This is a genomic window from Buttiauxella sp. AC142 (genome assembly GCF_979253435.1).
In genome coordinates, this window is the sequence record NZ_CEEDCH010000001.1 from 3189509 (window position 1) to 3211681 (window position 22173).

22 protein-coding genes and 1 tRNA gene are annotated in these 22173 nt (G+C 47.7%); 4 read left to right on the forward strand and 19 right to left on the reverse strand.

What is annotated here, in order from left to right:
* Positions 1–160: 160 nt before the first annotated feature.
* Positions 161–445 carry a YfcZ/YiiS family protein gene (locus AC0IWZ_RS14860; RefSeq protein ID WP_034497340.1) on the reverse strand — a complete coding sequence of 95 codons (285 nt, stop codon included), beginning with the start codon at positions 443–445 and terminating at the stop codon, positions 161–163.
* 376 nt (positions 446–821) lie between these two features.
* On the opposite strand from AC0IWZ_RS14860, the gene fadL reads away from it, so the two are divergent.
* Entirely contained in the window at positions 822–2144 is a 1323-nt protein-coding gene (gene fadL / locus AC0IWZ_RS14865) for a long-chain fatty acid transporter FadL (RefSeq protein WP_471679021.1), read from the forward strand.
* A 67-nt stretch (positions 2145–2211) separates the two neighbouring features.
* On the opposite strand, the gene mlaA is transcribed toward fadL, so the two are convergent.
* The 9 genes from mlaA to ccmA form a co-directional block, all read right to left on the reverse strand.
* A complete protein-coding gene (mlaA, locus tag AC0IWZ_RS14870; protein WP_034497344.1) occupies positions 2212–2970 on the reverse strand; it encodes a phospholipid-binding lipoprotein MlaA in 759 nt (252 codons plus the stop codon).
* A gap of 16 nt (positions 2971–2986) precedes the next feature.
* Positions 2987–4066, reverse strand: coding sequence for a cytochrome c-type biogenesis protein CcmH (locus tag AC0IWZ_RS14875; RefSeq protein ID WP_471679019.1), 1080 nt, complete (start codon positions 4064–4066; stop codon positions 2987–2989).
* Complete coding sequence (gene dsbE / locus AC0IWZ_RS14880) at positions 4063–4620, reverse strand: thiol:disulfide interchange protein DsbE (RefSeq protein WP_034497347.1); 558 nt, start codon at positions 4618–4620, stop codon at positions 4063–4065. The genes AC0IWZ_RS14875 and dsbE overlap by 4 nt, the downstream gene beginning before the upstream one ends.
* The gene (locus tag AC0IWZ_RS14885; protein ID WP_471679018.1) at positions 4617–6569 is read right to left on the reverse strand and encodes a heme lyase CcmF/NrfE family subunit; all 1953 of its coding nucleotides are present in this window, start codon (positions 6567–6569) and stop codon (positions 4617–4619) included. The genes dsbE and AC0IWZ_RS14885 overlap by 4 nt, the downstream gene beginning before the upstream one ends.
* Positions 6566–7045, reverse strand: a complete 480-nt coding sequence (ccmE, locus tag AC0IWZ_RS14890; RefSeq protein ID WP_172893547.1) for a cytochrome c maturation protein CcmE — start codon at positions 7043–7045, stop codon at positions 6566–6568. The genes AC0IWZ_RS14885 and ccmE overlap by 4 nt, the downstream gene beginning before the upstream one ends.
* Entirely contained in the window at positions 7042–7254 is a 213-nt protein-coding gene (gene ccmD / locus AC0IWZ_RS14895) for a heme exporter protein CcmD (protein ID WP_471679017.1), read from the reverse strand. The genes ccmE and ccmD overlap by 4 nt, the downstream gene beginning before the upstream one ends.
* The gene (locus AC0IWZ_RS14900) at positions 7251–7988 is read right to left on the reverse strand and encodes a heme ABC transporter permease (protein ID WP_471679016.1); all 738 of its coding nucleotides are present in this window, start codon (positions 7986–7988) and stop codon (positions 7251–7253) included. The genes ccmD and AC0IWZ_RS14900 overlap by 4 nt, the downstream gene beginning before the upstream one ends.
* An 81-nt stretch (positions 7989–8069) precedes the next feature.
* On the reverse strand, positions 8070–8729 hold the full coding sequence (gene ccmB / locus AC0IWZ_RS14905) for a heme exporter protein CcmB (protein ID WP_471679015.1): 660 nt from the start codon (positions 8727–8729) through the stop codon (positions 8070–8072).
* Positions 8726–9334 (reverse strand): cytochrome c biogenesis heme-transporting ATPase CcmA, encoded by a 609-nt coding sequence (gene ccmA / locus AC0IWZ_RS14910; RefSeq protein ID WP_034497359.1) that lies wholly within the window; start codon positions 9332–9334, stop codon positions 8726–8728. The genes ccmB and ccmA overlap by 4 nt, the downstream gene beginning before the upstream one ends.
* A 206-nt stretch (positions 9335–9540) precedes the next feature.
* Between ccmA and AC0IWZ_RS14915 the strand changes: the two genes are divergently transcribed.
* From AC0IWZ_RS14915 to AC0IWZ_RS14925, 3 genes are all read left to right on the forward strand, one after another.
* Complete coding sequence (locus tag AC0IWZ_RS14915) at positions 9541–10506, forward strand: formate/nitrite transporter family protein (protein WP_471679014.1); 966 nt, start codon at positions 9541–9543, stop codon at positions 10504–10506.
* Positions 10507–10709: 203 nt separating this feature from the next.
* Positions 10710–10784: transfer RNA gene (locus tag AC0IWZ_RS14920), tRNA-Arg, on the forward strand.
* 160 nt (positions 10785–10944) lie between these two features.
* Complete coding sequence (locus AC0IWZ_RS14925) at positions 10945–12114, forward strand: tyrosine-type recombinase/integrase (protein WP_471679122.1); 1170 nt, start codon at positions 10945–10947, stop codon at positions 12112–12114.
* Positions 12115–12129: 15 nt separating this feature from the next.
* On the opposite strand, the gene AC0IWZ_RS14930 is transcribed toward AC0IWZ_RS14925, so the two are convergent.
* From AC0IWZ_RS14930 to AC0IWZ_RS14970, 9 genes are all read right to left on the reverse strand, one after another.
* A complete protein-coding gene (locus AC0IWZ_RS14930) occupies positions 12130–14088 on the reverse strand; it encodes an AAA family ATPase (protein ID WP_471679013.1) in 1959 nt (652 codons plus the stop codon).
* 1289 nt (positions 14089–15377) lie between these two features.
* On the reverse strand, positions 15378–15551 hold the full coding sequence (locus AC0IWZ_RS14935; RefSeq protein ID WP_471679012.1) for a hypothetical protein: 174 nt from the start codon (positions 15549–15551) through the stop codon (positions 15378–15380).
* Positions 15552–15608: 57 nt separating this feature from the next.
* Complete coding sequence (locus AC0IWZ_RS14940) at positions 15609–15947, reverse strand: Ogr/Delta-like zinc finger protein (RefSeq protein WP_471679500.1); 339 nt, start codon at positions 15945–15947, stop codon at positions 15609–15611.
* Positions 15948–16253: 306 nt separating this feature from the next.
* The gene (locus tag AC0IWZ_RS14945) at positions 16254–18941 is read right to left on the reverse strand and encodes a DUF927 domain-containing protein (RefSeq protein ID WP_471679011.1); all 2688 of its coding nucleotides are present in this window, start codon (positions 18939–18941) and stop codon (positions 16254–16256) included.
* On the reverse strand, positions 18938–19348 hold the full coding sequence (locus AC0IWZ_RS14950; protein ID WP_471679010.1) for a hypothetical protein: 411 nt from the start codon (positions 19346–19348) through the stop codon (positions 18938–18940). The genes AC0IWZ_RS14945 and AC0IWZ_RS14950 overlap by 4 nt, the downstream gene beginning before the upstream one ends.
* On the reverse strand, positions 19335–19580 hold the full coding sequence (locus AC0IWZ_RS14955; RefSeq protein ID WP_471679009.1) for a hypothetical protein: 246 nt from the start codon (positions 19578–19580) through the stop codon (positions 19335–19337). The genes AC0IWZ_RS14950 and AC0IWZ_RS14955 overlap by 14 nt, the downstream gene beginning before the upstream one ends.
* Positions 19577–20149, reverse strand: coding sequence for a host cell division inhibitor Icd-like protein (locus AC0IWZ_RS14960; RefSeq protein ID WP_471679008.1), 573 nt, complete (start codon positions 20147–20149; stop codon positions 19577–19579). The genes AC0IWZ_RS14955 and AC0IWZ_RS14960 overlap by 4 nt, the downstream gene beginning before the upstream one ends.
* Before the next feature lie 93 nt (positions 20150–20242).
* Positions 20243–21247 carry a P2 family phage major capsid protein gene (locus AC0IWZ_RS14965; protein WP_471679007.1) on the reverse strand — a complete coding sequence of 335 codons (1005 nt, stop codon included), beginning with the start codon at positions 21245–21247 and terminating at the stop codon, positions 20243–20245.
* 18 nt (positions 21248–21265) lie between these two features.
* Positions 21266–22135, reverse strand: coding sequence for a hypothetical protein (locus AC0IWZ_RS14970; protein WP_259266656.1), 870 nt, complete (start codon positions 22133–22135; stop codon positions 21266–21268).
* Between the last annotated feature and the right edge of the window lie 38 nt (positions 22136–22173).

Consider the following 22173-nt stretch of genomic DNA (forward strand, 5'->3'; position numbering starts at 1 on the left):
AAGTTACAATCAGCCAACCGGGGGACTAAATAATTGGGAGGGGGGACACGCTTTAAGGAAGGATATTAAAGTGAAAGAAGGTGGATGACGCTTTCGCTTATCCACCCTACGGTTGGCACTTGTAGGTCGGATAAGCTTGCGCCATCCGACATTTTTACATTTAACGCAGGCCGAGCTGGAAGATCATGGTTTCAGCCTGGCAGCTGAAAGTGAAATCGATATCCAGACGGATGCCATCAGCTTCTTCGGTGTAACGCGGAACAATCTGGCAAGGTTCTGATTCTGCTGCACGAGCCTTTTCACTCAGTGCTGCCAGGGTTTCGTCCGCTTCAGCTTTAGTGGCAAATACGCGGCTGTAAGTGGCTGTGCAGTCGGTGTTATCAATGATAGAGCCGACATCAATACAGCAGCAAACCGGGGTTTCATCAGCAGTGTTCTTACTCATTTTATGATTTCCTCTGTATTTAAAAGGCAAAATATTTTCAACGAATCTTGTCTATTTTACGCTCCCTGTTGAAGCGACTCCAGTCGTTAATCTTGTCAAAATCTCTAAGTGACCCAAATCACACTTAAAAATGATCTAAAACAAGATTCACCTATTTTGCATAGTGACGCCGAACCCGATTTTGCCAGGCAGATCTCGTTTCGGCGATCAAATTTGAAAAATCTTAGATACAAACTTGCAACATACCATCTGGTCAGACCTATACTCTCGCCACTGGTCTGATTTCTCTGTAACAGATCAGCCCCTACTATTCGCGCTCCTGTTACGGTATGTAACATTGTTTGTATAAAAATAAATCCATTATGAGGTTTTGGTCATGAGCCAGAAAAACCTGTTTACAAAGTCAGCCCTAGCGGTTGCAGTGGCAATTGTCTCATCGCAGGCGTACTCAGCCGGCTTTCAATTAAACGAGTTCTCTTCCTCAGGCCTAGGCCGAGCTTATTCAGGGGAAGGTGCGGTCGCAGACAATGCGGGCTCCGCAAGCCGTAACCCTGCAACGATTATGATGTTTGACCGCCCAATGTTCTCCGGCGGTGCGGTCTTTATTGACCCGGACGTTAATATTTCTGGTACTTCTCCAACACGCCGCAGCACTGACGCAGATAACATTGCGCCAACCGCGTGGGTTCCAAACCTGCATTTCCTTGCGCCAATTAACGATCAATTTGGCTGGGGTGCTTCTGTTACTTCAAACTATGGCCTGGCAACCGAGTTCAACAATAACTACACCGCAGGTTCGATGGGCGGCAAAACCGACCTGACGACTCTGAACCTGAACCTGAGCGGTGCATACCGTTTAAATAATAACTGGAGCTTCGGTCTTGGGTTTGACGCCGTTTATGCGAAAGCAAAAATCGAGCGTTACGCAGGTGACCTGGGCCAGATTATTGCGGGTTCTGGCGCGTTGCCACCAAGTTTAGTTGGCCCAGTAGCAGGACTTCCGGCTGATACCCAAATCGCGCACCTGAAAGGCGATGAATGGGGCTTTGGCTGGAACGCGGGTATCCTTTATGAAATCAATAAAGATAACCGTTATGGCTTAACCTACCGTTCAGAAATCAAAATCGACTTTGACGGCGACTATAGAAGCAACCTGCCTGCGGCATATACCCCAATGCTTTCTGCATTCGGCCTACCGGCGGGCACCAGCGGGCAAACCGTTCCAGGTTCTCTGACCCTGAACCTGCCTGAAATGTGGGAGCTGTCAGGTTATAACAAAGTCGCGCCACAGTGGGCGATTCACTATAGTCTTGCCTACACCAGCTGGAGTCAGTTCGAAGAGCTGAAAGCGACTGGCAACAACGGCCAGACATTGTTCAAAAAAGAAGAGAACTTTAAAGATGCGTACCGTATTGCTATCGGTACCTCTTACTATATGGATAAGAACTGGACCTTCCGTACCGGTATCGCATTTGACGACAGCCCGGTTCCTGCGGATAACCGTTCTATCTCCATCCCGGATCAGGACCGCTTCTGGCTGAGTGCGGGTACCACTTACGCATTCAGCGATGATGCTTCCGTCGATCTTGGTGTTTCCTACATGCACGGTCAGCATGTTGAATTCACCGAAGGCCCATACACCTTCAAGTCTGAAGGTAAAGCGTGGCTGTACGGCATGAACTTTAACTACGCATTCTAATAGTTAACAGTTACAAAAAAGGCGAAACTCAGGTTTCGCCTTTTTTTATGCCTCGAACATATCGCATTTACTGCGAGTCGATATCTTTCAGGTCATCTTCAATGGACGCCGCATTCGGATTCTCCTGCGGTGAAAGCTTCCCACCGTTAGCCAGGAAATCATGGCGCTGGAAGTAGGCTTCACGAACCAGAATATACGGGTCTGAAGATTGTTTGAGCAACCCTTCAGAATCCAGCAATTGCGCACGTGTTTCAATGCCTTCAAGCGTCCACTTACCAATCGACATCCACCAGGTGAGCCAGGACAGAGGGGCATATAAATCATCTACCCATTCCCCGCCGTCTTCACGAATCGTAAAGCTACCATAGGCTGGCAACTGCACGTATGGACCGTAGCCAACACCGTAATGCCCAAGTGTGGTACCAAAACGGTTGGGTTCAACGCGTTGTAATTTCGGATTAGCCATACCGGCAACGTCGATGAAACCACCCATGCCCAACAAGGTGTTCAGGAAGAAACGGGTGAAATGCACCATCCCCTGATACGGATCGCCTTGCAGGAAATTGTTGACCATTGACGCAGGTTCTTCGAGGTTACTCGTAAAGTTACTCAGACCGTTGCGCGCAGGTTGCGGCACATAATCACGCCACACGACAGCAACCGGGCGCACGATATACGGATCCAACACATTGAAGTTGAAGTCGTACATTGTCCGGTTGAACCCTTCTAATGGGTCCGAGCGCCCTTGCGGCTGTGTATCGGCCGAACTCGCACAGCCGACTAATACGGTAGCGGCCAGTGCCAGCCCGGTCAGGCGGAAATTCATATCTCTCTCCCTGTTATTATTGCTCTCCGCTCCCCGCTTTAGTGCCGTCGTTACCTGCCAACGCCGCTTTTGCCTGCTCGATGCTTCTTTGCACCACAGCCCGACGCTGGTCGTTTACGGGTAAGACTTGCAACATGATTTGCCATGCACCAATCGCTTCGCGGTAATTCTGTTGTTCAAAAGCATTAAATGCGAGCAAGCTTAATACGCGAACATTTGTATGATCCGCCTTAAGCAATTCACGCAAAAGATCCCCACCAAGTTGGTTATCCTGTGGGTCGCCGCTGCGGGTCAATACTTCAGCATAGCCCAGCTTTACATTACTGTTAGAGGGCGACAGTTTAAACGCATGTGCAAAGGCTTGTGTAGCGGTACTTGCATTATTGAGCACCATACCAATTCGCCCGAGCATCATCCAGCCCTCAATATTGTCAGGTTCCTGCTGCAAACGCGTGCGTAATCCCAGTCCGAGATCGGCCATTTCAGGCATATCTAGCGGTTTTGCCTGTGGATCTAAGGCGCGCTGCAGAAGTTGTGGCGTTTGTTCGGTGACTCTTTGCCAGGTCTGCACCTTCTTCCAGTCCGACGTTTTCAGATAAACGCCTACACTCACGGCAACCAAAACAACCGCTCCCGGAGCAAAAAACCAGAAATGGGCTTTTCGAGTGACAGTCTGGTGCTGTTCGGTTTCCGGTTCATCACTAAAATGAACGCGTCGTTTGCGGCTACGCACCACAATCACGCCCGCGCCGCCGAGAATAAACAACACCGGCAGAACCCACAGAATAATGGTGGCAGGCGTCAACGGCGGTTCATAAGTCACAAAATTACCGTAACGCTGCACCATATAGTCGATAATTTGCTGCTTCGTTTTCCCCTGCTGCATCAACTCATAGACTTTCAGACGCATGTCAGAGGCGATCATCGCGTTAGAATCCGCAATGCTATTGTTCTGGCATTTCGGGCAGCGTAATTGCTCGGTGAGCTGGCGGAACTGCTGTTCCTGCGCTTCATCTTTAAACTGGAAAGTGTCTATTGCCGCCAGGACATTAGACGAAAACAGGAATGCGACGATCAGTAGCCATCCGCGTTTCATGCCCCGGCCTCCTTATTGTATTTGTCCCACAGCGGTTTCAGCTCCTGCTGCCAGACGCGATCGTTGAGATCGCCCGCGTGGCGATAACGAATGATCCCTTTGCCGTCGATAAGGAACGTTTCCGGTGCGCCATAAACGCCTAAATCCAGCCCTAACATGCCGTTGCCGTCAAACAGACTCAGCGCGTAAGGGTTGCCAAGTTCATTGAGCCAGGTGATCGCTTTGCTGCGTTCGTCTTTGTAATTCATCCCCACGACACGAATTCCCTGCGCCTTCAGCCCATTAAGAAACTGATGTTCAGCGCGGCAGGTTGGGCACCAGGTCGCCCACACGTTGAGGAGCAAAGGTTTGCCGTCAGTGAGCACCGCCTGGTCGTAAACCTTGCCAGGGTTTTCCAGCGACTCAAGACGAAACACCGGAACGGGCTTCCCGACTAATGCCGATTCCAGATTAGTGGGATCATCGCCCTGCGCGTTTCGCGCCAGTTGCCAAAGCAGCATTGCGGCCAGCAGTAAAAACAGAACGAGCGGGATAAATAATACTTTGCGATTCATGCAGCCTCCGGCACGTTTTTACGCTGGCGGTAACGCGGGTCAAACAAGCAGAACAACCCGCCAATGGTCATCAAAACTCCGCCCATCCAAATCCAGCGCACGAACGGTTTGTAATACAGGCGAACCGCCCAGCTTCCATCGTCCAGCTCTTCGCCGAGTGCGGCATACAGGTCACGCGTTACGCCGCCATCGATCGCCGCTTCGGTCATCATGGCGCGGTTACTGTTGTAGAAACGCTTTTCCGCATGCAACGTGGCTTCGGGTTTGCCATTACGCGTGACGTCGATAATCCCCACACCGCCGCGGTAATTCGGACCAGTCAGCTCATGCACATCGCGGAACACAAAGTGGTACTGATGGATGTCGATGCTATCGCCTGCTTTCATGCGCACATCGCGTTCAATGCTGTAGTTCTGACTAAACGCGATACCGACGACAGTCACCGCCAGCCCCAGATGCCCAAACACCATGCCCCAGTGGCTGCGTGGTAATTTCCATAAGCCTTTCAGCAAGCCGTGGCGATGCGCGGCGCGCTCATAGACTTCGGTTAAGGCCAGCACAAACACCCAAATCGCCATCAATAAACCGACCACCGTCATGGCTTCAACGCGGTCTTGCATCAGCCACGGCAGCACCAACGAAAACGCAACCGTAATGGTCACGGCAATCGCCAGCCTTTTCACTAATTTTTGCGGTTCGTCGCGACGCCAGCGCACCAGCGGGCCAATGCCCAGCAACAGCGCGAACGGCGCCATGAGTGCCGTAAACATGGTGTTGAAGAACGGTTCGCCGATGGAAATACTGCCCAGCCCAAGCTGTTTGTGCACCAGCGGCAGTAACGTCCCGAGTAACACCACCAGCATCGCGGCAATCAATAACACGTTGTTGCCGAGCAAAAATGATTCCCGCGACCACAAACTATTCCCAACGCGCGATCGCACTTTGCTGCCCTTCACCGCATACAGCAGCAGCGAACCGCCAATCACAATCACCAGGAAGGCGAGGATAAACATGCCGCGAGCAGGGTCTGAGGCAAACGAATGCACCGAAACCAGCACGCCAGAACGCACCAGGAAAGTGCCCAGCAGGCAAAGCGAGAATGCCGTAATCGCCAACAACACTGTCCAGGCTTTAAAGCTACCGCGCTTTTCTGTCACCGAAAGCGAGTGGATTAACGCCGTGCCCGCAAGCCACGGCATAAACGAGGCGTTTTCTACCGGGTCCCAGAACCACCAGCCGCCCCAACCCAGCTCGTAATAAGCCCAGGCCGAACCTAAAACAATGCCGATGGTTAAAAATGACCAGGCGGCTAACGTCCACGGACGCGTCCAGCGCGCCCAGGCAGAATCGAGTTTTCCAGCCATTAATGCGGCAATAGAAAACGCAAACGCCACGGAGAAGCCGACGTAACCCATATACAACAACGGCGGGTGAAAAATCAGCCCGATATCCTGCAACAGCGGGTTCAGGTCACGCCCTTCAATCGGGAAGTCAGGCAATGTGCGGGTGAAAGGATTCGAGGTAAAAATGATAAACAGCAGGAAGCCGAAATTAATCATCCCCATCACCGCCAGCACGCGTGCCACCGCATCTTGCGGCATGCTGCGACTAAACAGCGCCACGGCAAACGTCCAGGCACTGAGCAGCAACACCCACAGCAGCAACGAGCCTTCGTGCGCGCCCCAGGTCGCGGCGACGCGATACCACACTGGCAACTCGCTATTGGAGTTATTCGCGACGTACAGCACCGTAAAATCGTTCACCACAAACGCATTCACCAGCACCAGGAAACTTGCGCACAGCGTGATAAACAACGTCCAGGCTAATGGGCGTGATGAGGCCATTAAACGCGAATCATTGCGCGCCACGCCCCACAGCGGGTAAACACTCAGTAACAATGACCAGCCTAGCGCCAGACAAAGCAAAAAACTGCCGATTTCAGGCATCATGAGGCGTTATCCTTGTAAGCCTGTGGCGCACGTTGGTGATTTTTATCCATCGCTTCTTTCACTTCTGGCGGCGTGTAATTCTCATCATGTTTCGCCAGCACTTCTTTCGCTTCAATACGGTTCCCGGCTTCGAATACGCCTTGAGCGACCACGCCCTGCCCCTCGCGGAACAGGTCCGGCAAAATCCCGACGTAGCTGACATCCACCACACCGCTGGCATCGTAAAGTTTAAACGTCACTTTTAGCGTCTGGTTATCACGTTTCACACTGCCTGGTTGAACCATGCCGCCAACGCGTAAACGCTGCCCCACTTCGGGCAATTGATGGCTTTCCCCTTTGCCGTACAGAATTTCGCTCGGCGTATAGAAAAGGTCGATATTGCTGCGTAATGCATACAGCACCAGCGTGATAGTCAGCCCCAACCCCACCAGCACCGAAAGCGCCAGGTAAAGTCGATGTTTGCGACGAGTATTCATTCAGTTCCCTCTGCTTGTCGTGCCGCCTGAATCCGTTTTTCCCGTGCATGTTGGCGCGAGACAGAATTTAAAATCATGCGGCGCTGCATGCGGCTATGCACCACCAACAAGAATAATGGGATGACGGTCAACGCGACGGCGAGCCAGACGTAAAACGCATAACCGCCCATGGCGAAAAAATCAACCCAGTTTAAAAATGCGCTCGTCATGCGTTTCTCCCTTTATTCGCCAGTTCCATTACCCACGGGCGGCGTTGTTCCTGAAGCAAAATGAGATTGCGTAAACGCATTAGTGTCAGCGTGATGAACAGCATGAGGAAACCAAAAATGGTGAAGCGCAACGGCGTGCGCATAGCAGGGTCAATACTTTGCTGCATATTGGTTGAACCCTGATGCAGCGTATTCCACCACTCAACGGAGAAATGGATAATCGGCAAGTTCACCACGCCCACCAGCACCAGAATACCCGCCGCACGCCCGGCCAGACGGCGGTCGTCAAAAGCGTTATAGAGCGCAATCACGCCGATATAAAGGAACAGCAGCACCAGCTCAGAAGTCAGGCGGGCATCCCACACCCACCAGGTTCCCCACATCGGTTTACCCCATGCGGAACCCGTCACCAACGCAATAAAGGTGAACACCGCCCCAACGGGTGCCATCGCCGCCACGGCGAGGTCAGACATTTTCATTTGCCACACCAGGCCAATAAACGCCGCCACCGCCATCGAGCCGTAAATGCCCATCGACCAGATAGCCGCCGGGACATGAAGATACATGATGCGGTAGCTCTGACCTTGTTGATAATCGGCAGGAGCAAAACCGAAACCCCAGACGCAACCGACCATCAGAAGTATCGTGCTGATGATGGCAAACCACGGAACCAAACGCCCGCATAGCAAGTAAAGTCGCTCGGGTTTAGCGAGCTGATGTAACCATTTCCACATAATCGTTGCTCACAAAATATCAACCAAATCGGGTTTGAATTTGTAGGTCGGATAAGCAACGCGCCATCCGACATTTTTTAATTATTGAATACTCACTCGTAGCGCCGCCGCCGTAGCGAACGGGCTTAGCGTCGCGCTGCCCGCAAGCAACGCGCCAAGAATCGCCATATAACCATCCACCGGAAGATGCATTGATGCGGCGTCCATCGCAGCGGTGGCAAAAATCAGCAGCGGGATAGTCAACGGCAAGACCAGTAAACTCAGCAGCACGCCGCTACGCCGTAAACCCACCGTTAGCCCTACGCCCGGAGCACCCAGAAAACTCAACGTCGGCGTCCCAATAAGCAGCGTGAGCGCCATCACCTGCCAGCCGTAAAAATCCATTCCTAACAGCAAAGCGGCGAGCGGCGAAAGAATTAGCAGGGGTAAACCTGTCACCACCCAGTGAGCGGTCACTTTCGCTAACACCACCATCGGCAAAGGAATGGGCAACAGCATCAGTTGCTCAAGGGAGCCATCCTGAAAGTCATCACGAAACAGTCTGTCCATCGCCAGTAACGACGCTAATAGCGCCGCCACCCAAATCACACCCGGTGCAATACGCGCCAGTAACTGCGGCTCCGGGCCAATTCCCAGTGGAAACAGCGTGATAACGATAAGAAAAAACCATAAAGGATTGGCGATTTCTGCCCCTTTGCGGAACACCACGCGCAGCTCATGCAGAAAAATTCGGCTCATCATGCCAGTTTCTCCTGCAAATGAATTTGACGAACATTATTGGCTGCCAGCGGCTGATGGGTAGTGAGGATCACCATTCCGCCATTTTCGGCATGGTGTTCAAGCTTTCGTGTGAGTTTTGCAACGCCCGTCACATCTATGGCGGTAAATGGCTCATCCAGAATCCAGATTTTATGCGGGCTTAACCACAAACGTGCGAGGGCCACACGTCGTTGTTGCCCGGCGGACAGTTGATTGACCGGCACATCTTCAAAGCCCAGCAAACCCACTTCAGTAAGCGCTTGCCAACGTAGTGATTCCGCACTTTGCGCGTGATAAAAACTCAGATTTTCGAATGCGGTTAGAACCGTTTTAATTCCAGGCTGATGCCCAAGCCACAGCAGATCCTGATGATATTGATAACGAATGCGGGATAACGCTTCGCCCTGCCATTTAACTTCGCCCTCTTCTGCTTGCGCAAGCCCTGCCAAAATTCTTAGCAGCGACGTTTTCCCAGCGCCATTTTTGCCGGCGATTTGCACCATTTCACCCGGCAAAACGCTGAACGACAGCTCGCTAAATAACGTGCGGTCGTCGCGTACACAGGTCAGGTTAATCGCATCAAGCATTTTGAGGAGCCACTCCTTGTCTCGGGATGCAAAATCATAACACATCATAGGCTTTGCTCCAGTTGGGCTCGCGCCGCTGCGGTACTCCAAAAGAGGTAATCATCGGACACGAGATCAAAATTAAGTCGAATTAGTCTGTATCTCGGGGAAACGAGCCAAAAACCGCTACGCTTAGAAGTATCGCTAACTGGTGAGTGACCTTAAAAATGGGTGAAGTTAAAGAAGAGAAAATTGATAAATCCACCGATGAAATTGAGGTCGAAAGTGACGAAAAAGATCACGGGGAAAAGATAGAGGTCGATGAGGAACAGTTGCCATCGCGGGCCATGGCTATCCACGAACACATTCGCCAGGACGGTGAAAAAGAGCTGGAACGCGATGCGATGGCGCTGTTTTGGTCAGCCGTCGCCGCCGGGTTATCTATGGGCGCATCGCTGCTGGCAAAGGGGATATTTCACGTCAATCTGGAAGGCGTGCCGGGCAGTTTCTTACTCGAAAACCTCGGCTACACCTTCGGCTTTATCATCGTGATTATGGCGCGCCAGCAACTGTTTACTGAAAATACCGTCACCGCCGTATTGCCCGTGATGCATAAACCGACCGGCAGCAACTTCCTGTTATTAATGCGGCTGTGGGGTATGGTTTTACTCGGCAATATTATCGGCACCGGGCTTGCTGCTTATGCGTTTGAATATATGCCAATATTTGACGAGGAAACCCGGGACGCTTTCGTTTCTATCGGTATGGACGTGATGCATAACACGCCGGGTGAGATGTTCGCCAACGCGATTATTTCCGGCTGGATAATCGCCACCATGGTGTGGATGTTCCCGTCAGCGGGTGCAGCTAAAATCGTGGTGATTATCATCATGACCTGGCTGGTCGCGCTCGGGGATTTAACCCATATCGTGGTTGGCTCAGTGGAAATTCTGTACCTGGTCTTTAACGGCACCATCCACTGGAGCGAATTCTTCTGGCCTTTCGCCCTGCCAACCCTTGCCGGGAATATTTGCGGCGGAACTTTTATCTTCGCACTGATTAGCCACGCGCAAATCCGTAACGATATGAGCAACAAGAAGAAAGCCGAGGCGAAGGCTAAAGCAAAGCGCAAACAGGAAGTGGAAGACGGCAAAGAAGGTGGCGAAGACAAAAAGCAGGCGCGACGCACATAAAAATGGTTACGTTTCAGGCGATCAGCAGACCTGCCCCTTAACTCAGACCTAAAAGCGGGTATACTGTGCCGCGCAATGCCCTAAATAGTTCGAATTGTGGTTAGGCGGCAAAAGAACAAATCTCCAGGAGCTTACTTGAGTAAGTGACTGGAATTTGTGAATGCAGCCAACACACTCACAATTTGAAGTATGACGGGCATTAGGTCCTCTTAGTTAAATGGATATAACAAGCCCCTCCTAAGGGCTAGTTGCAGGTTCGATTCCTGCAGGGGACACCATTTATCCTTCCAGAACAGTTCAACAACGTCTAAAAATTCAATAATATCAATCGTATTACATCATCACACCTTCTCAAGCAGTCCAAGACATTCTAATGGAATCTATACACTGTTGCGTATAAGATTGTGTGTAACTTGGTTCGATCTTTTTTCTATACATATGCTGCTATCAGACCTTCAAATCAAACGCGCTAAACCACAAGACAAACCCTACACGCTTAATGATGGCGCGGGCTTATCACTGCTCATTGATACAACTGGTGGGAAAGGATGGCGTTTCCGTTATCGCTTCGCAGGTAAACCTAAGATGATCTCATTTGGCATCTATGGTGAAGTGTCGTTAGCAGAAGCCAGAAAAAAGCGTGATGATGCCCGTTCGATGCTGGCCAAAGGGATCAACCCGAGCGAAGCACGGAAAGCTGACAAAATCGCGTTACGCTTCGCTCATGACAATAACTTTGAAGCAGTTGCCCGTGAGTGGCATTTATCTAAAACAACGACCTGGTCAGATGGTTATGCTCAAGAAGTATTGAACTGCTTAGAGAAAGATATTTTCCCTTTTATCGGCCAACGTCCCATTGAACAAATTGAACCGCTAGAACTGCTGACTGTGCTTCAGAAGATAGAGAAACGTGGTGCACTTGAGCAAACTAGTAAAGTTCGTCGTCGCTGTGGTGAAGTGTTTAGATACGCCGTAGCCACTGGACGCGCTAAGTATAACTTTGCCCCAGACTTGGCTATCGCACTTAATAAGCCTCAAACAAATCATTTCCCGTTCCTGGCAGAAAGCGAACTACCGGCTTTTGTCCAAGCTCTGGAAAATTATCAGGGTAGTTTAGTGACAAAGTACGCCACGCAACTGCTCATGTTGACCGGCGTTAGAACTATCGAATTACGCGCTGCGGAATGGGCTGAGTTTGATCTTGAAAATTCTCTATGGGAAATTCCAAAAGAACGTATGAAAAAGCGCCGTTCTCATTTGGTGCCGCTTTCAACTCAGGCAATCACTATTCTGAAAAAACTGAGTGTGATTACTGGAAAATATAACTTGGTTTTTCCGGGCAGAAATGACGTAAGAAAACCAATGAGTGAAGCCAGTATAAATAAAGTGATCAAAATGCTTGGCTATCATGGGCGTCTAACAGGCCATGGGTTCAGGCATACAATGAGCACTATTTTGCATGAGCATGGCTTTGACAGTGCATGGATTGAAATACAACTAGCGCATGTTGATAAGAACTCTATAAGAGGTACTTACAATCATGCGCAATATTTAGAAGGTAGAAAAAAAATGCTTGAATGGTATTCATTAAGAATAACAGGGCAATGAATTGTCCTGTTATTCTTAGGTCAAAGCATTAAAAGCATTAGTAATACATAATGGTATATGCTCTACATTTATTTCATTGGAAATAACAGAACCCCATTCATGACTCTTGTTAGGCCATAAGGTAATGTCATCTACTCGTTCTATAGCAGCTAACTTTGTTCTTAACGCCGCCCTTAATCGTGAAGCAAACTTTTGGCTCTCTTGGCAATCTACACCCGGTCCAGCGTTAGGGATAGCATCTATTATCCCTTGAATTTCAAGTTCCGTAATAGATATTAAACCATTGAAAACGTTTCTCACTATTTCAGGCCAAATATGAATAGGTAAGCAATCTTCTAAATCTTGCTTCCCGACTAAAAAAACCGTAGGACTTGGAACCTTTCTGGTATCAGAATCAAATATATATACTGCAAGATCATCCATCTTAGAGAAACCATTAATTAATTGCTCTAATACATCGCTAGCAACCACTGCATTGGTGCATCCCTTTAAATTAATTAGCTGTACATTATCTTCTTTTAATGTCCTACCTTTATATAAATAATAAAGGGTAGGAATTAATGTTTCCTCTGTATGCCCCTCCACAATCAAGAATTTATTATAAAATAAAAAATCACTATTTTTTAGACCTAACGTTGTATATATATCTTCAACATTTGCGACTGTACCAACGTTAGTATAGTGGTTATCTATTTTGAACGTTTTAATATCCTCAACCTTGCTCGAATCTACAAATATTGTACTATGTGTACTTACTAATATTTGAAAGTTCTGACGAGATAATGATTGTATAGCGGAGAAAAAATCTCGTTGCGCTTTGGGATGCAAATGTGTTTCGGGTTCATCAAAACACCAGAAGTATCTTTTGTTACTGGCATTCATCTCAGCAATGTTTGCTTGAAGCTTTAATAAAGCAAACCATATTTGACGCTTAATGCCTTCACCTTGATTATCAATGTGAACATCATCTTGCGCCCCGACCTTTTGCACAAAAAGATCTGTTATCTTTCTTTGAAGTTCAAATGAAACCTTTGCACTAATACCCGTGATGCTAGGAACTTCATTTTGAATACCAACACTATTCAATTGCGAATCAATTTTCCGCTGGGCTTTTTCTTTCAGGAGCCTTGAAACTCTTTCCGCACGACTTATCTCAGCGCCAAGGGCCTCATCTAAAATAGTTGCCGCAACTTTGTTTATAGACTCTAAAGACTCAGCCCAACTCAAATATTGATATTCTGGAAAAAATTTAAGATCTGCTTTCCATTTGGATTTCTTTGCATCATCCTTAAATTTAACTGTGGCATTCACGGTAGGACCAGATTGAAGAATAGACCTAATTTTTTCATATATTGAGTGTTGACCTTGCCCGTTATCGTTAACCAAATTATTACCATCAGGATTTTTTTCTCGCAATGCCGCATTGGTTTGGGTCTGATTTAAATTAAACAATTCATTATTCACATCACTGCTAAGATATAAACCTGAGTAATAAACATCTGAATCACCAGATTGAGCATCAAAAACTCTAACTTTCCAAAAATCATTCCCAACCCCAGTTGACTCCAAAATCCATTTAAGATGAACTGAGGACTCTCGTTCATTATCTATATCAATTCCCTCAACCTTAAACCTAGCCGCAAAAACAATATACTCCTTATCCTCCCCTTCAAGAAAAGGGGGTAATTCTAACTGAGTCAGTTCATCATTAATATATGAAACATTCAATGGGCTATGGGAAAGATCACTTTTCTCCGACTTTTGATTTGGTAAGTTTACAGAAGCAGAGGAATCTAATAAAAATCTAATACTGCTGAGAGTAGATGTTTTTCCACAATCATTTTCACCAATTAAAACATTGGCTTTAACGTCATTAAATTCTACAAAAATATCTCTACAGCTTTTATAGTTAAATACCCGGAGTGAACTAAGCAGCATTTTTATCTCCTTTGCTGTGCGTGCTAATGCTGTCATCTAATGTAGCGTCCAATAAACTGAAAACACAGAAATTTTTTTGGCGTTACTAAAATCGCACTACAGTGCACCCGGTTACGGGGTTGGGGGGGTTGGGGGGGTTGGGATCATAAAAATTTTTCAGTTTTATTTTTTACAAACACTAAAGCCAACCACCGCCACGACTAGTGGTTCTAGGGATAGTGTGAAACTGAAAACATTGAAATTGCTTTCAGTATTTTTCATTTTTAAAGAGCAGAAATTGTTCTTAGAGTCTATGTAACCAATTGATTAATATTAAATAAATATACTTTACGTGGCTTCGAGTTAATTGATGAAAGGAAAAATACAGATGGTGATTGCTCTGGAATCCCTTACCGAACAATCACTTAAAGATAGGATTTCATAGACAGTTACTGAAAAATGCACATTCAAATTAAGTTGAAATTGTACCTTCAACCATCACGCAGGTTTTGAACTAAATGTACCTTAACTACCGGATTATCGATTTGTTGCAACTTTTTGTGGTCACGGTACGCCCTGCAGAGCATATCTACCATGTCCTAGCGCTTTTCCGATGGATAGGCTCAGGTGCTCAGTTCAATCAGCCTGTACTTACGAAAGTCGTGTCATGCCTGAATAGGCAGCACAACCTCACGCTTTAGCCTAATTCACAAGGTTTTTGAAACATACGCTAATTCAATATAGTTTTCTGAGCATCGTTTCAATCTTAACGTTTCCTTTCGTGGAGACTTGCCCCATTAAACTTCTGCGATTCCCACACAACTAAAAACCACCGACGTAATCACAAACGCCACGTAAACGGCGCTACACCGCACCCGCCTGCACTATTTAGATCCTGATTTTTTTGCAAAAGAACAGGTATGCAAATCTCCCCGTCAGCCACAGGGTGCGCGGGGTTCAGAGGAACGACTGGTTTTGCGCAATGTGCAACCAATTGCAATGTTTTGCAAAAGCAACTCTAAGACTCGAGTCAAGTAAATTTCATATCAGTATGTTTATAAAGAGATTTGTTAGCTTTACGTCACTATGGGCATTCAAAATTAAGATGCACACTTCAGTTCTTAAAATATGGCCAACCTCAGACCTGGCACACGTTGCAGGGCAATCTTTACGAATTTGAGAATTGCAATTTATTGCATAAGGAAGCAGCTAAATAACCATGGCTGAACCTTACTCGCGTAATACTACAAGAAAGCAAAAAAAACCATGTATACATTAAGGGGGAGAAGCGATAAATATTGAAGCCACCTTCTATATTAAAGATGGCTCCATCTATAATATTTAATCTATGAGTTGCATTTGTTCTTTTCGGAAACCGGAGAGGCATAGAATTTACTGATTTCAACACCTTCAACTAATTTAATAATTTTAAGCGCATCGTCAATTAACACTCCATGAAGTTCTATGACTTTGCGATCTTTATAAATATCAATTTTTATTATCTGGCGATTAATAAACATAATTACCCCTTCTAATGATTATCATTTATTTTATGCTTTACAAATAATCTTTCATCTTTACCCGCCACGCCTGTAACGGGATGGAGAGGGTTGACCTGCTGGTTTTTCGTTTATTAGTGTCTTGCTATCATCATTCTGCACCATTCGAAGCATATCAATCATTTCCTGACGCTTATCATCTGCGATACTGCCTATTAACCCTTTTATCAAATGACCGTGCGATATTGCGCTGGGGCTTAACGTGTGTGAAAACGTCATATTCATCACAAATGTATGCCCACATTCCACATTGCTGCATGCGCAGTAAACGTCTGAAATATGTGCATGCTTACGATTAGTTTTCTTGATAACGGCAACTTCGTCGCACTCCGGGCAATATATACGCATAACTCGCATATTGCTGGCTCCTCTTTAATGGACAGAACCGCCCGCCAGGAATAAAGCCTTAACGGACGGCTACTTTAACTTTATCTCTCTTATTCAGGTAAGGTAACAGCGGTAACACTGGCAACATCAATGATTTATAAAGAGAAAAAATGTTACCACTGCGATTTTTTCTAAGGTAACAACTGGTAACGCCATGATTCTTGTTACCAGTGTTACCAGTTAATATTTCTGACTGGTAACAGCTACAACCTGCATGACTTATGATTGTTACCTCTGTTACCTGTGTTACCTCAGAAAAATAAGACTCACGCGAAGTTAATCTTCATCTGACTCACCCAGAACATTGGTATTGAACTGATAGACCCGTTTGAGGCCTATTTCTGGCAGGCGGAGGCTTATTTGGGTTCGTCCATCCTTCCCCGGTTCCAGCCAGCCCGCACTAACACATAGTCTGGCAACTTTACGGGCATCAAAACCTTTACAGATTTCTTTCCATCCAGAAGGCAGCACATAGAAGGTTGTCACCGTCTCAGTATTGTTTGTTCCCTTATCCACCTTTCGAAAGCCCATCATGGCTACAGGGCGGTTCTTGTCGTCATGCCAGTCAGCAAAGCGGCTGAACTGGTTACGGGTCATAAAATCACGAACCTGTTCCATTGCAGCACTGTCTTCCTGATTGGCAGAATGGCCACGATCTGCCATCCATGATGCCAGGCAGCTTTCTGCTGCCCGATAGGCTTCTCCCGGCTGCCAGCCGGTGATACCGGCGCGGGTAGCCAGTTCACCCGCCATAGCAACCAGAGCAAAGCGAGTTACTGCACGTCCTACCTGATTTCCAGCATCTGCGGGGGTCATTCGGCGGGTGAAATCCTTCAGCATGACTTTTGCTTCACCAGTGATACCGATTAAGTCCTGCGTAAGGTGATGCAACCAGTCACGGAACGGCGCACCATGATATTGCGTTACCGCCTGTTCAAGATGTTCAGATAATGTTTTACCGCCGCTGAAACCATGCAATTCTTCAAACACGCCGTATTTGCCTGAGTCACTGGGGATCTGAATCATCCTGACTTCCACACCGGCATAGGTTCGTTCTCCGGCATTCGCGGCATGCTCAACCAGAGACAGCTCACCAGTAGATAGAAATAACAGGTTCCAGCGGTTTGTTTCACGCACTGAACCATCGGTACGCGCCCTTGCCTTGCCCTGGCCATTAGCCAGCATGTAAGCGATATTCCCGGCCTCGCGTCCATCCACTTCCCGGATCTCATCCAGCATTAACGTGGCATCGTTGCGGCGGCTTGCCGTTCCTTCCAGCGCGTTGCCAGTTGCTCGCCAGGTATGCCAGAAATCGGTTCCGCCACAAACTGAAGCCGATACTTTCATAGTGGTGGTTTTACCGTCTGTGGATTCGCCCTTAAGGTGATAGCCACCGCCACTAACGCCTACGATGCGCAGTAATGGCGCAGCGAAAGCCAGACTGACCGCAAACGCCACGCGGGCATTTCCGACACAATAACGGCTAACATGTTGCCGCCATTCCTCACTTGTACCCATTACGCGAAAATCACGACCTTGCACGCTGGAAGTTTGCAGGATCACCGACTCCGCACCCTTACCAATCACTTCATCCTGTAAAACGTATACCCCGCCATGCCAGCCGGTTTTATTCACACAGGTAACTTTTCTTTCAGGCTTACACAAAGAGATGTATTCCATCAGGTGCGCACGAGCCAGCCCATTGATATTGATATAGGACAAACCATTTACCAGTAACACCCGGCGCAACTCTTCACCACTGCCGCCCAGCATTTCCATTGGCATCGCCCATTTACGACTGTTGCCGTAGGTATCTTCCCATTCCAGTAAGCGGCCATAATTACTGCCATCTGCATCGCAAGTGATAGCCGTCACACGTAACGGGCTGCAAATCTTGATATTGCGGATCTCGGTATCACCATCCGATTTATTCACCAGTTTGTCGTACCACAAATATTCCTGGGTCAATCGGAAACCCTGCGGTAAGCGGGTACGCCCCTTACCGTGGAGGGTCATTTCTTCGGTGAAAGCTTCGCGGGTTCGCTCCTGGCCATGCTCCTGACGGTAATCATCCCAATCTGCTTTATGCCTTGTTGGCGGCAGAGTTACCCAGCCGTCTACTGCTTTCGCCGCTTTTTCAGCCCAAAGTCTGCCGGTGTTTTCTTTACCGTCCGTCAGATCGTTGTCACCTGCTATGATGATTCGCGCATCCGGCCAACGCTGGCGCAACTGCTGCGCCACCTTTACCAGATTGGTGGCAGCAACAGCGGCAACGACCAGACTTTCCGTCACTCCCGCCACTGTCAGACCAGTCGCATAGCCTTCAGTGATAACAACCTGCTCCGCAGCCTGTTGTTCACTACCCGCTATATGAATAAATGCACCTGACAGCTGGCTTCCAGGCAAAAGACTTTTATCCCCTTGCGGGCTGATAAGTTGGCCGCCTGTGATGTTCCCGGCAACATCTGTGAGCGGAAGCAGTATCGATCCTTGTGGGAATGCCATACCAGCCACGTCAAAGGTCTGCTTCAACAACGGAAGAATATGGCCATGAAAGCCGCGCCCGCTGAGATAGTCACTCTCACCGGTACTACATTTTTCACGCAGCCTGGTATAATGCTGTGCGCCTTTATCGGCTCGAGGGGCTTCTTTCCTGGCGGGCTGGGGCGCAACTGACGCCACATCGGGCAAAGAAAGCGCTCCGGCCACTAGTGAAGAAGCCTGTTTAATGCTTTTGCCGGACACCAGACAAACCAAATCAAGCCCGTCACCATTGCCGCACTGATTACAGAACCATGTTCCTCGCCCCTCTTTATCATCAAGACGAAAACGATCTTTGCCGCCACAGGCCGGGCATGCACCATGATGTCGCCCAGCCGGAACAGTGATACCCAGCGCGGGAAGAATTTGCGGCCAGCGTCCTCGTGCCGCTTCAGAAATGGCCGATACTGGTTTTAAAATCACAATAAATCCTCCCCGCCTACTGCTTGCATGAGTTCCATCCCTTCGGGCAACTGACCATCTGGCGCACCAAAAATAATATCCCGATAAACTTCGCGCATCTCAGTCACACCGGTTATAGAAAGGCGGATGCTTTCGCCCATAAATCCCGGTATTAGCATTTTTTCCAGCGCTTTAGCCGCGAAGTAACTGCCCTCGTCAATGCCAAATGAATCAATCAAAGGGGATTCAATGTGATAGATAATATTGATGGCCACACGATCAGGTGTCAGCGGGATACGCTCACCGTCTTCGACATACGCCGGTTCCCCATTGACCTTTATCATGAGTTCAAGAAATGCTTCAGCGATGTAGCGTCTTAATAGAGCAGTACGAAACGGCAGAGAATGAAGAGTTTTAGTGCTTATCATGGCGCACCTCATCACACATTCTGTTGCTTTGTTTGATCACGTTATCCATCTGATTAGCGAGACAGGCAAGAAGTGCTGCTGCCCCTTCACCTGAAATACTCCTGTTCCCGTCATAGCTGGAGCCAGAGAGCAATTCAGAGACGAACGTAGTAGCCAGAGATACACGCAGCAAAGTGTTTTCACCTTCTTCACTGAGCGTCATAGGAGCGTTTTTCATCAGATCCGTATTCATGCATTAGCCTCCCCATTCGCGTTTACAGGCAATCGCCCGGCAAAGGAAAGTACAAATTCGGAAGCCAGCAGAATGCGGGCAGAACGTTCATCGGATGCAGTAACTCGGACACGGCAAGGCTGTGCCAGACAATCAGCACGGCGAATAGCAAGAAACAGGAATGAATATTGAGGATAAGAAAAAGCAGGGATAGTTGTCATTATGGCGACATCCTTCAGATAGCGGGTAACGCTACCACCGGAGTTTCCACGCTCACTGGTGGTAGCCCAGACGGGGGTGGAAATACCGGCTCTGAAGGATACCGGCCTGACCGAAGTCAGCCCCGCCTGAGCCACCATTACGCGAGAGCTACAACGGCTAAGAAACCATTGCGCAAGTAACAGATGTGCAAAGACATAGACACAAAAAAAGACGCAAGGCGCGTCTGGTGTCGCCTTCAGATTACACGGGTTTCCACGCCCGGCAACCGATTTTGCGGCTGCTTTAAAACTATAGCTCGCGTCATTTGAGCGAAGCAAGATATTTATTACTGAAAGATAAAAGCGGATCACAAAATATAGGCCTGGCATACACGGTTTTCCTTCACGTTCGCTTTGCGTTACTGGTTTCTACCCGGCCGCTCAAAACCCGCGAAACAGTAGCGGGTTTATATATGAGCGTAATCAGTCAACTAGGGTCACTACACTTTCGTCCACAGCGGCATAAAGCCCCGTATCGCCCAGTGCATAGCCTTCGTAACGCAGATAGGAATGTGTGTATTCGCAGTTGACCTCATCAAATTCAGCACGATAAAAACGCGTATCAGCCTGTGTATAAATATGAAGGTTATTAAGCGTAGTAACGGCAAGACGCTTACCTGGCATAAATGGTGGAATAAAGGCAAAACGACCGGCGACTGAACTGGTAGCCATTTGTGCAGCGTTAATATCAGCTGGCCGATCCGCCACATTGAACAACTTCAGACGTTGCTGCGCAGCTAGCTCGGCCCCGACCAAAACGACCAGGCGAGAATCTTCCCTGAACGGTTCGGCGATAATATTTGTGATCAGGTGGTTGGCAAGCTGGTCAATGTTTTTCCAAGTACCGGACTCACCCAGGCTAACAGGCTCAGAGATGACCTGCTTGCCTCCCTGAAAATCCTTTGCCAACGCATGCCAACCAATATTGACATCCTCACCTTTCTTATTGGTTTCGGGGTCAGTGTTATCAGCAATTGAAGCACCATTAAAACCAATACGTAACATATCCAGCGCATAAGCCTGACTAAAGAAAGCATTCATTGCATCTTCAAAACCACCGCTCTGACCGAGACTATAAATATCAGTCATTTCTGCATAACTGATTCGGGCATTGCTATCCGTTTCAGAAAGCCAGAACTCAGTTCCGTTGATTGCCATTTTCTTACGGAACCGTCCACCTTCTACCCTGCCAGTATGCAACTCGCTAGCACCAATATTTATGGCGTTACCTGACGGGGCGTTAATATCGCGTAGTGTAATATTTTGCATCATCCAGCTAGATTCAAGTAAAGACACGCGCAACTTATTTTCTTTTCTCGTAGGCAAAGCAAATAGGCGGGTGGAATCAAGTTTAAAATCTGCTCCAATTGTAAGATTCCTGTGGTAGCGATTAGCCGCTTCCGGTTTAGCTTTCGTAAACACATTCATATTTACCACCAATAATAATCAATGAGGGAAGATTTTGTTTTTTCTTTCTGAAATACTTTTGTGATCGTGTACATACTCCACATAGTCTCTGTCACTAATAATGGCGCGCAGTAAGTAACTATTAGCACAGTAATAATCCCTATATGCTAAAGCTCGGGCAACCCCACCGTTATTAGCCGTATATTTATCTAAAGGAAATGTGCATAGTTGAATTATTTTCTTTACAGCTTCCGTTAGTTCATTCAGTGCATTGATAATAAAATCAGCAGCATTTTTTATTTCAGCCTGGCGGAATGCATCTAAAAAACCTGTAGGGATTCGAGCCATACGAGAGAACCCATTTAGTAATTTCTTGTTTATTCCCTCTTCGATATAATTGGCTTCTTCGGCTAATAAACCAGGCAACGATTTAATATGATTGAGCCTTGTTTGCTGCTCCATTTTCCGAGTCAATGCAGATTGATAGCGATGCTCTCTATCTGCCCGATCTGCACGGCTTTTACTTCCATTTCGTGCATCAGCGATGCTGCTAGCGCCAGTAGATGCCTGTTGAAATAGATGTTCTGTTTCATTAACTTCTCGTAATCTGAAGGCTAACTCTTCCTCCTCACGTCGGCACAACACAGCGCAGTGAGAAAGCAATGTGTTAATTTCTTCTGCGGTGGCTTCACAGTCAGGAACAGTTAAACCAGTCAATGAAAAAAGTTCTTTGCCATCAATTCTTAATTTATTAAGGAGATGTATTTCAATAATACGGGCAACGCATGCAGCATCACTATGTGTTTCCTTAAAAGGAATAACAGTATAACGCTGAATGATATCTGTCGTATTGTTCTGTAGTGGTGGAAGAGTGCGCAAACCCTCTCCCGATCTCTCGAGATTATTCATGATAAAATCCTATTTAATGTTTATTCAAGAAGTAGCCA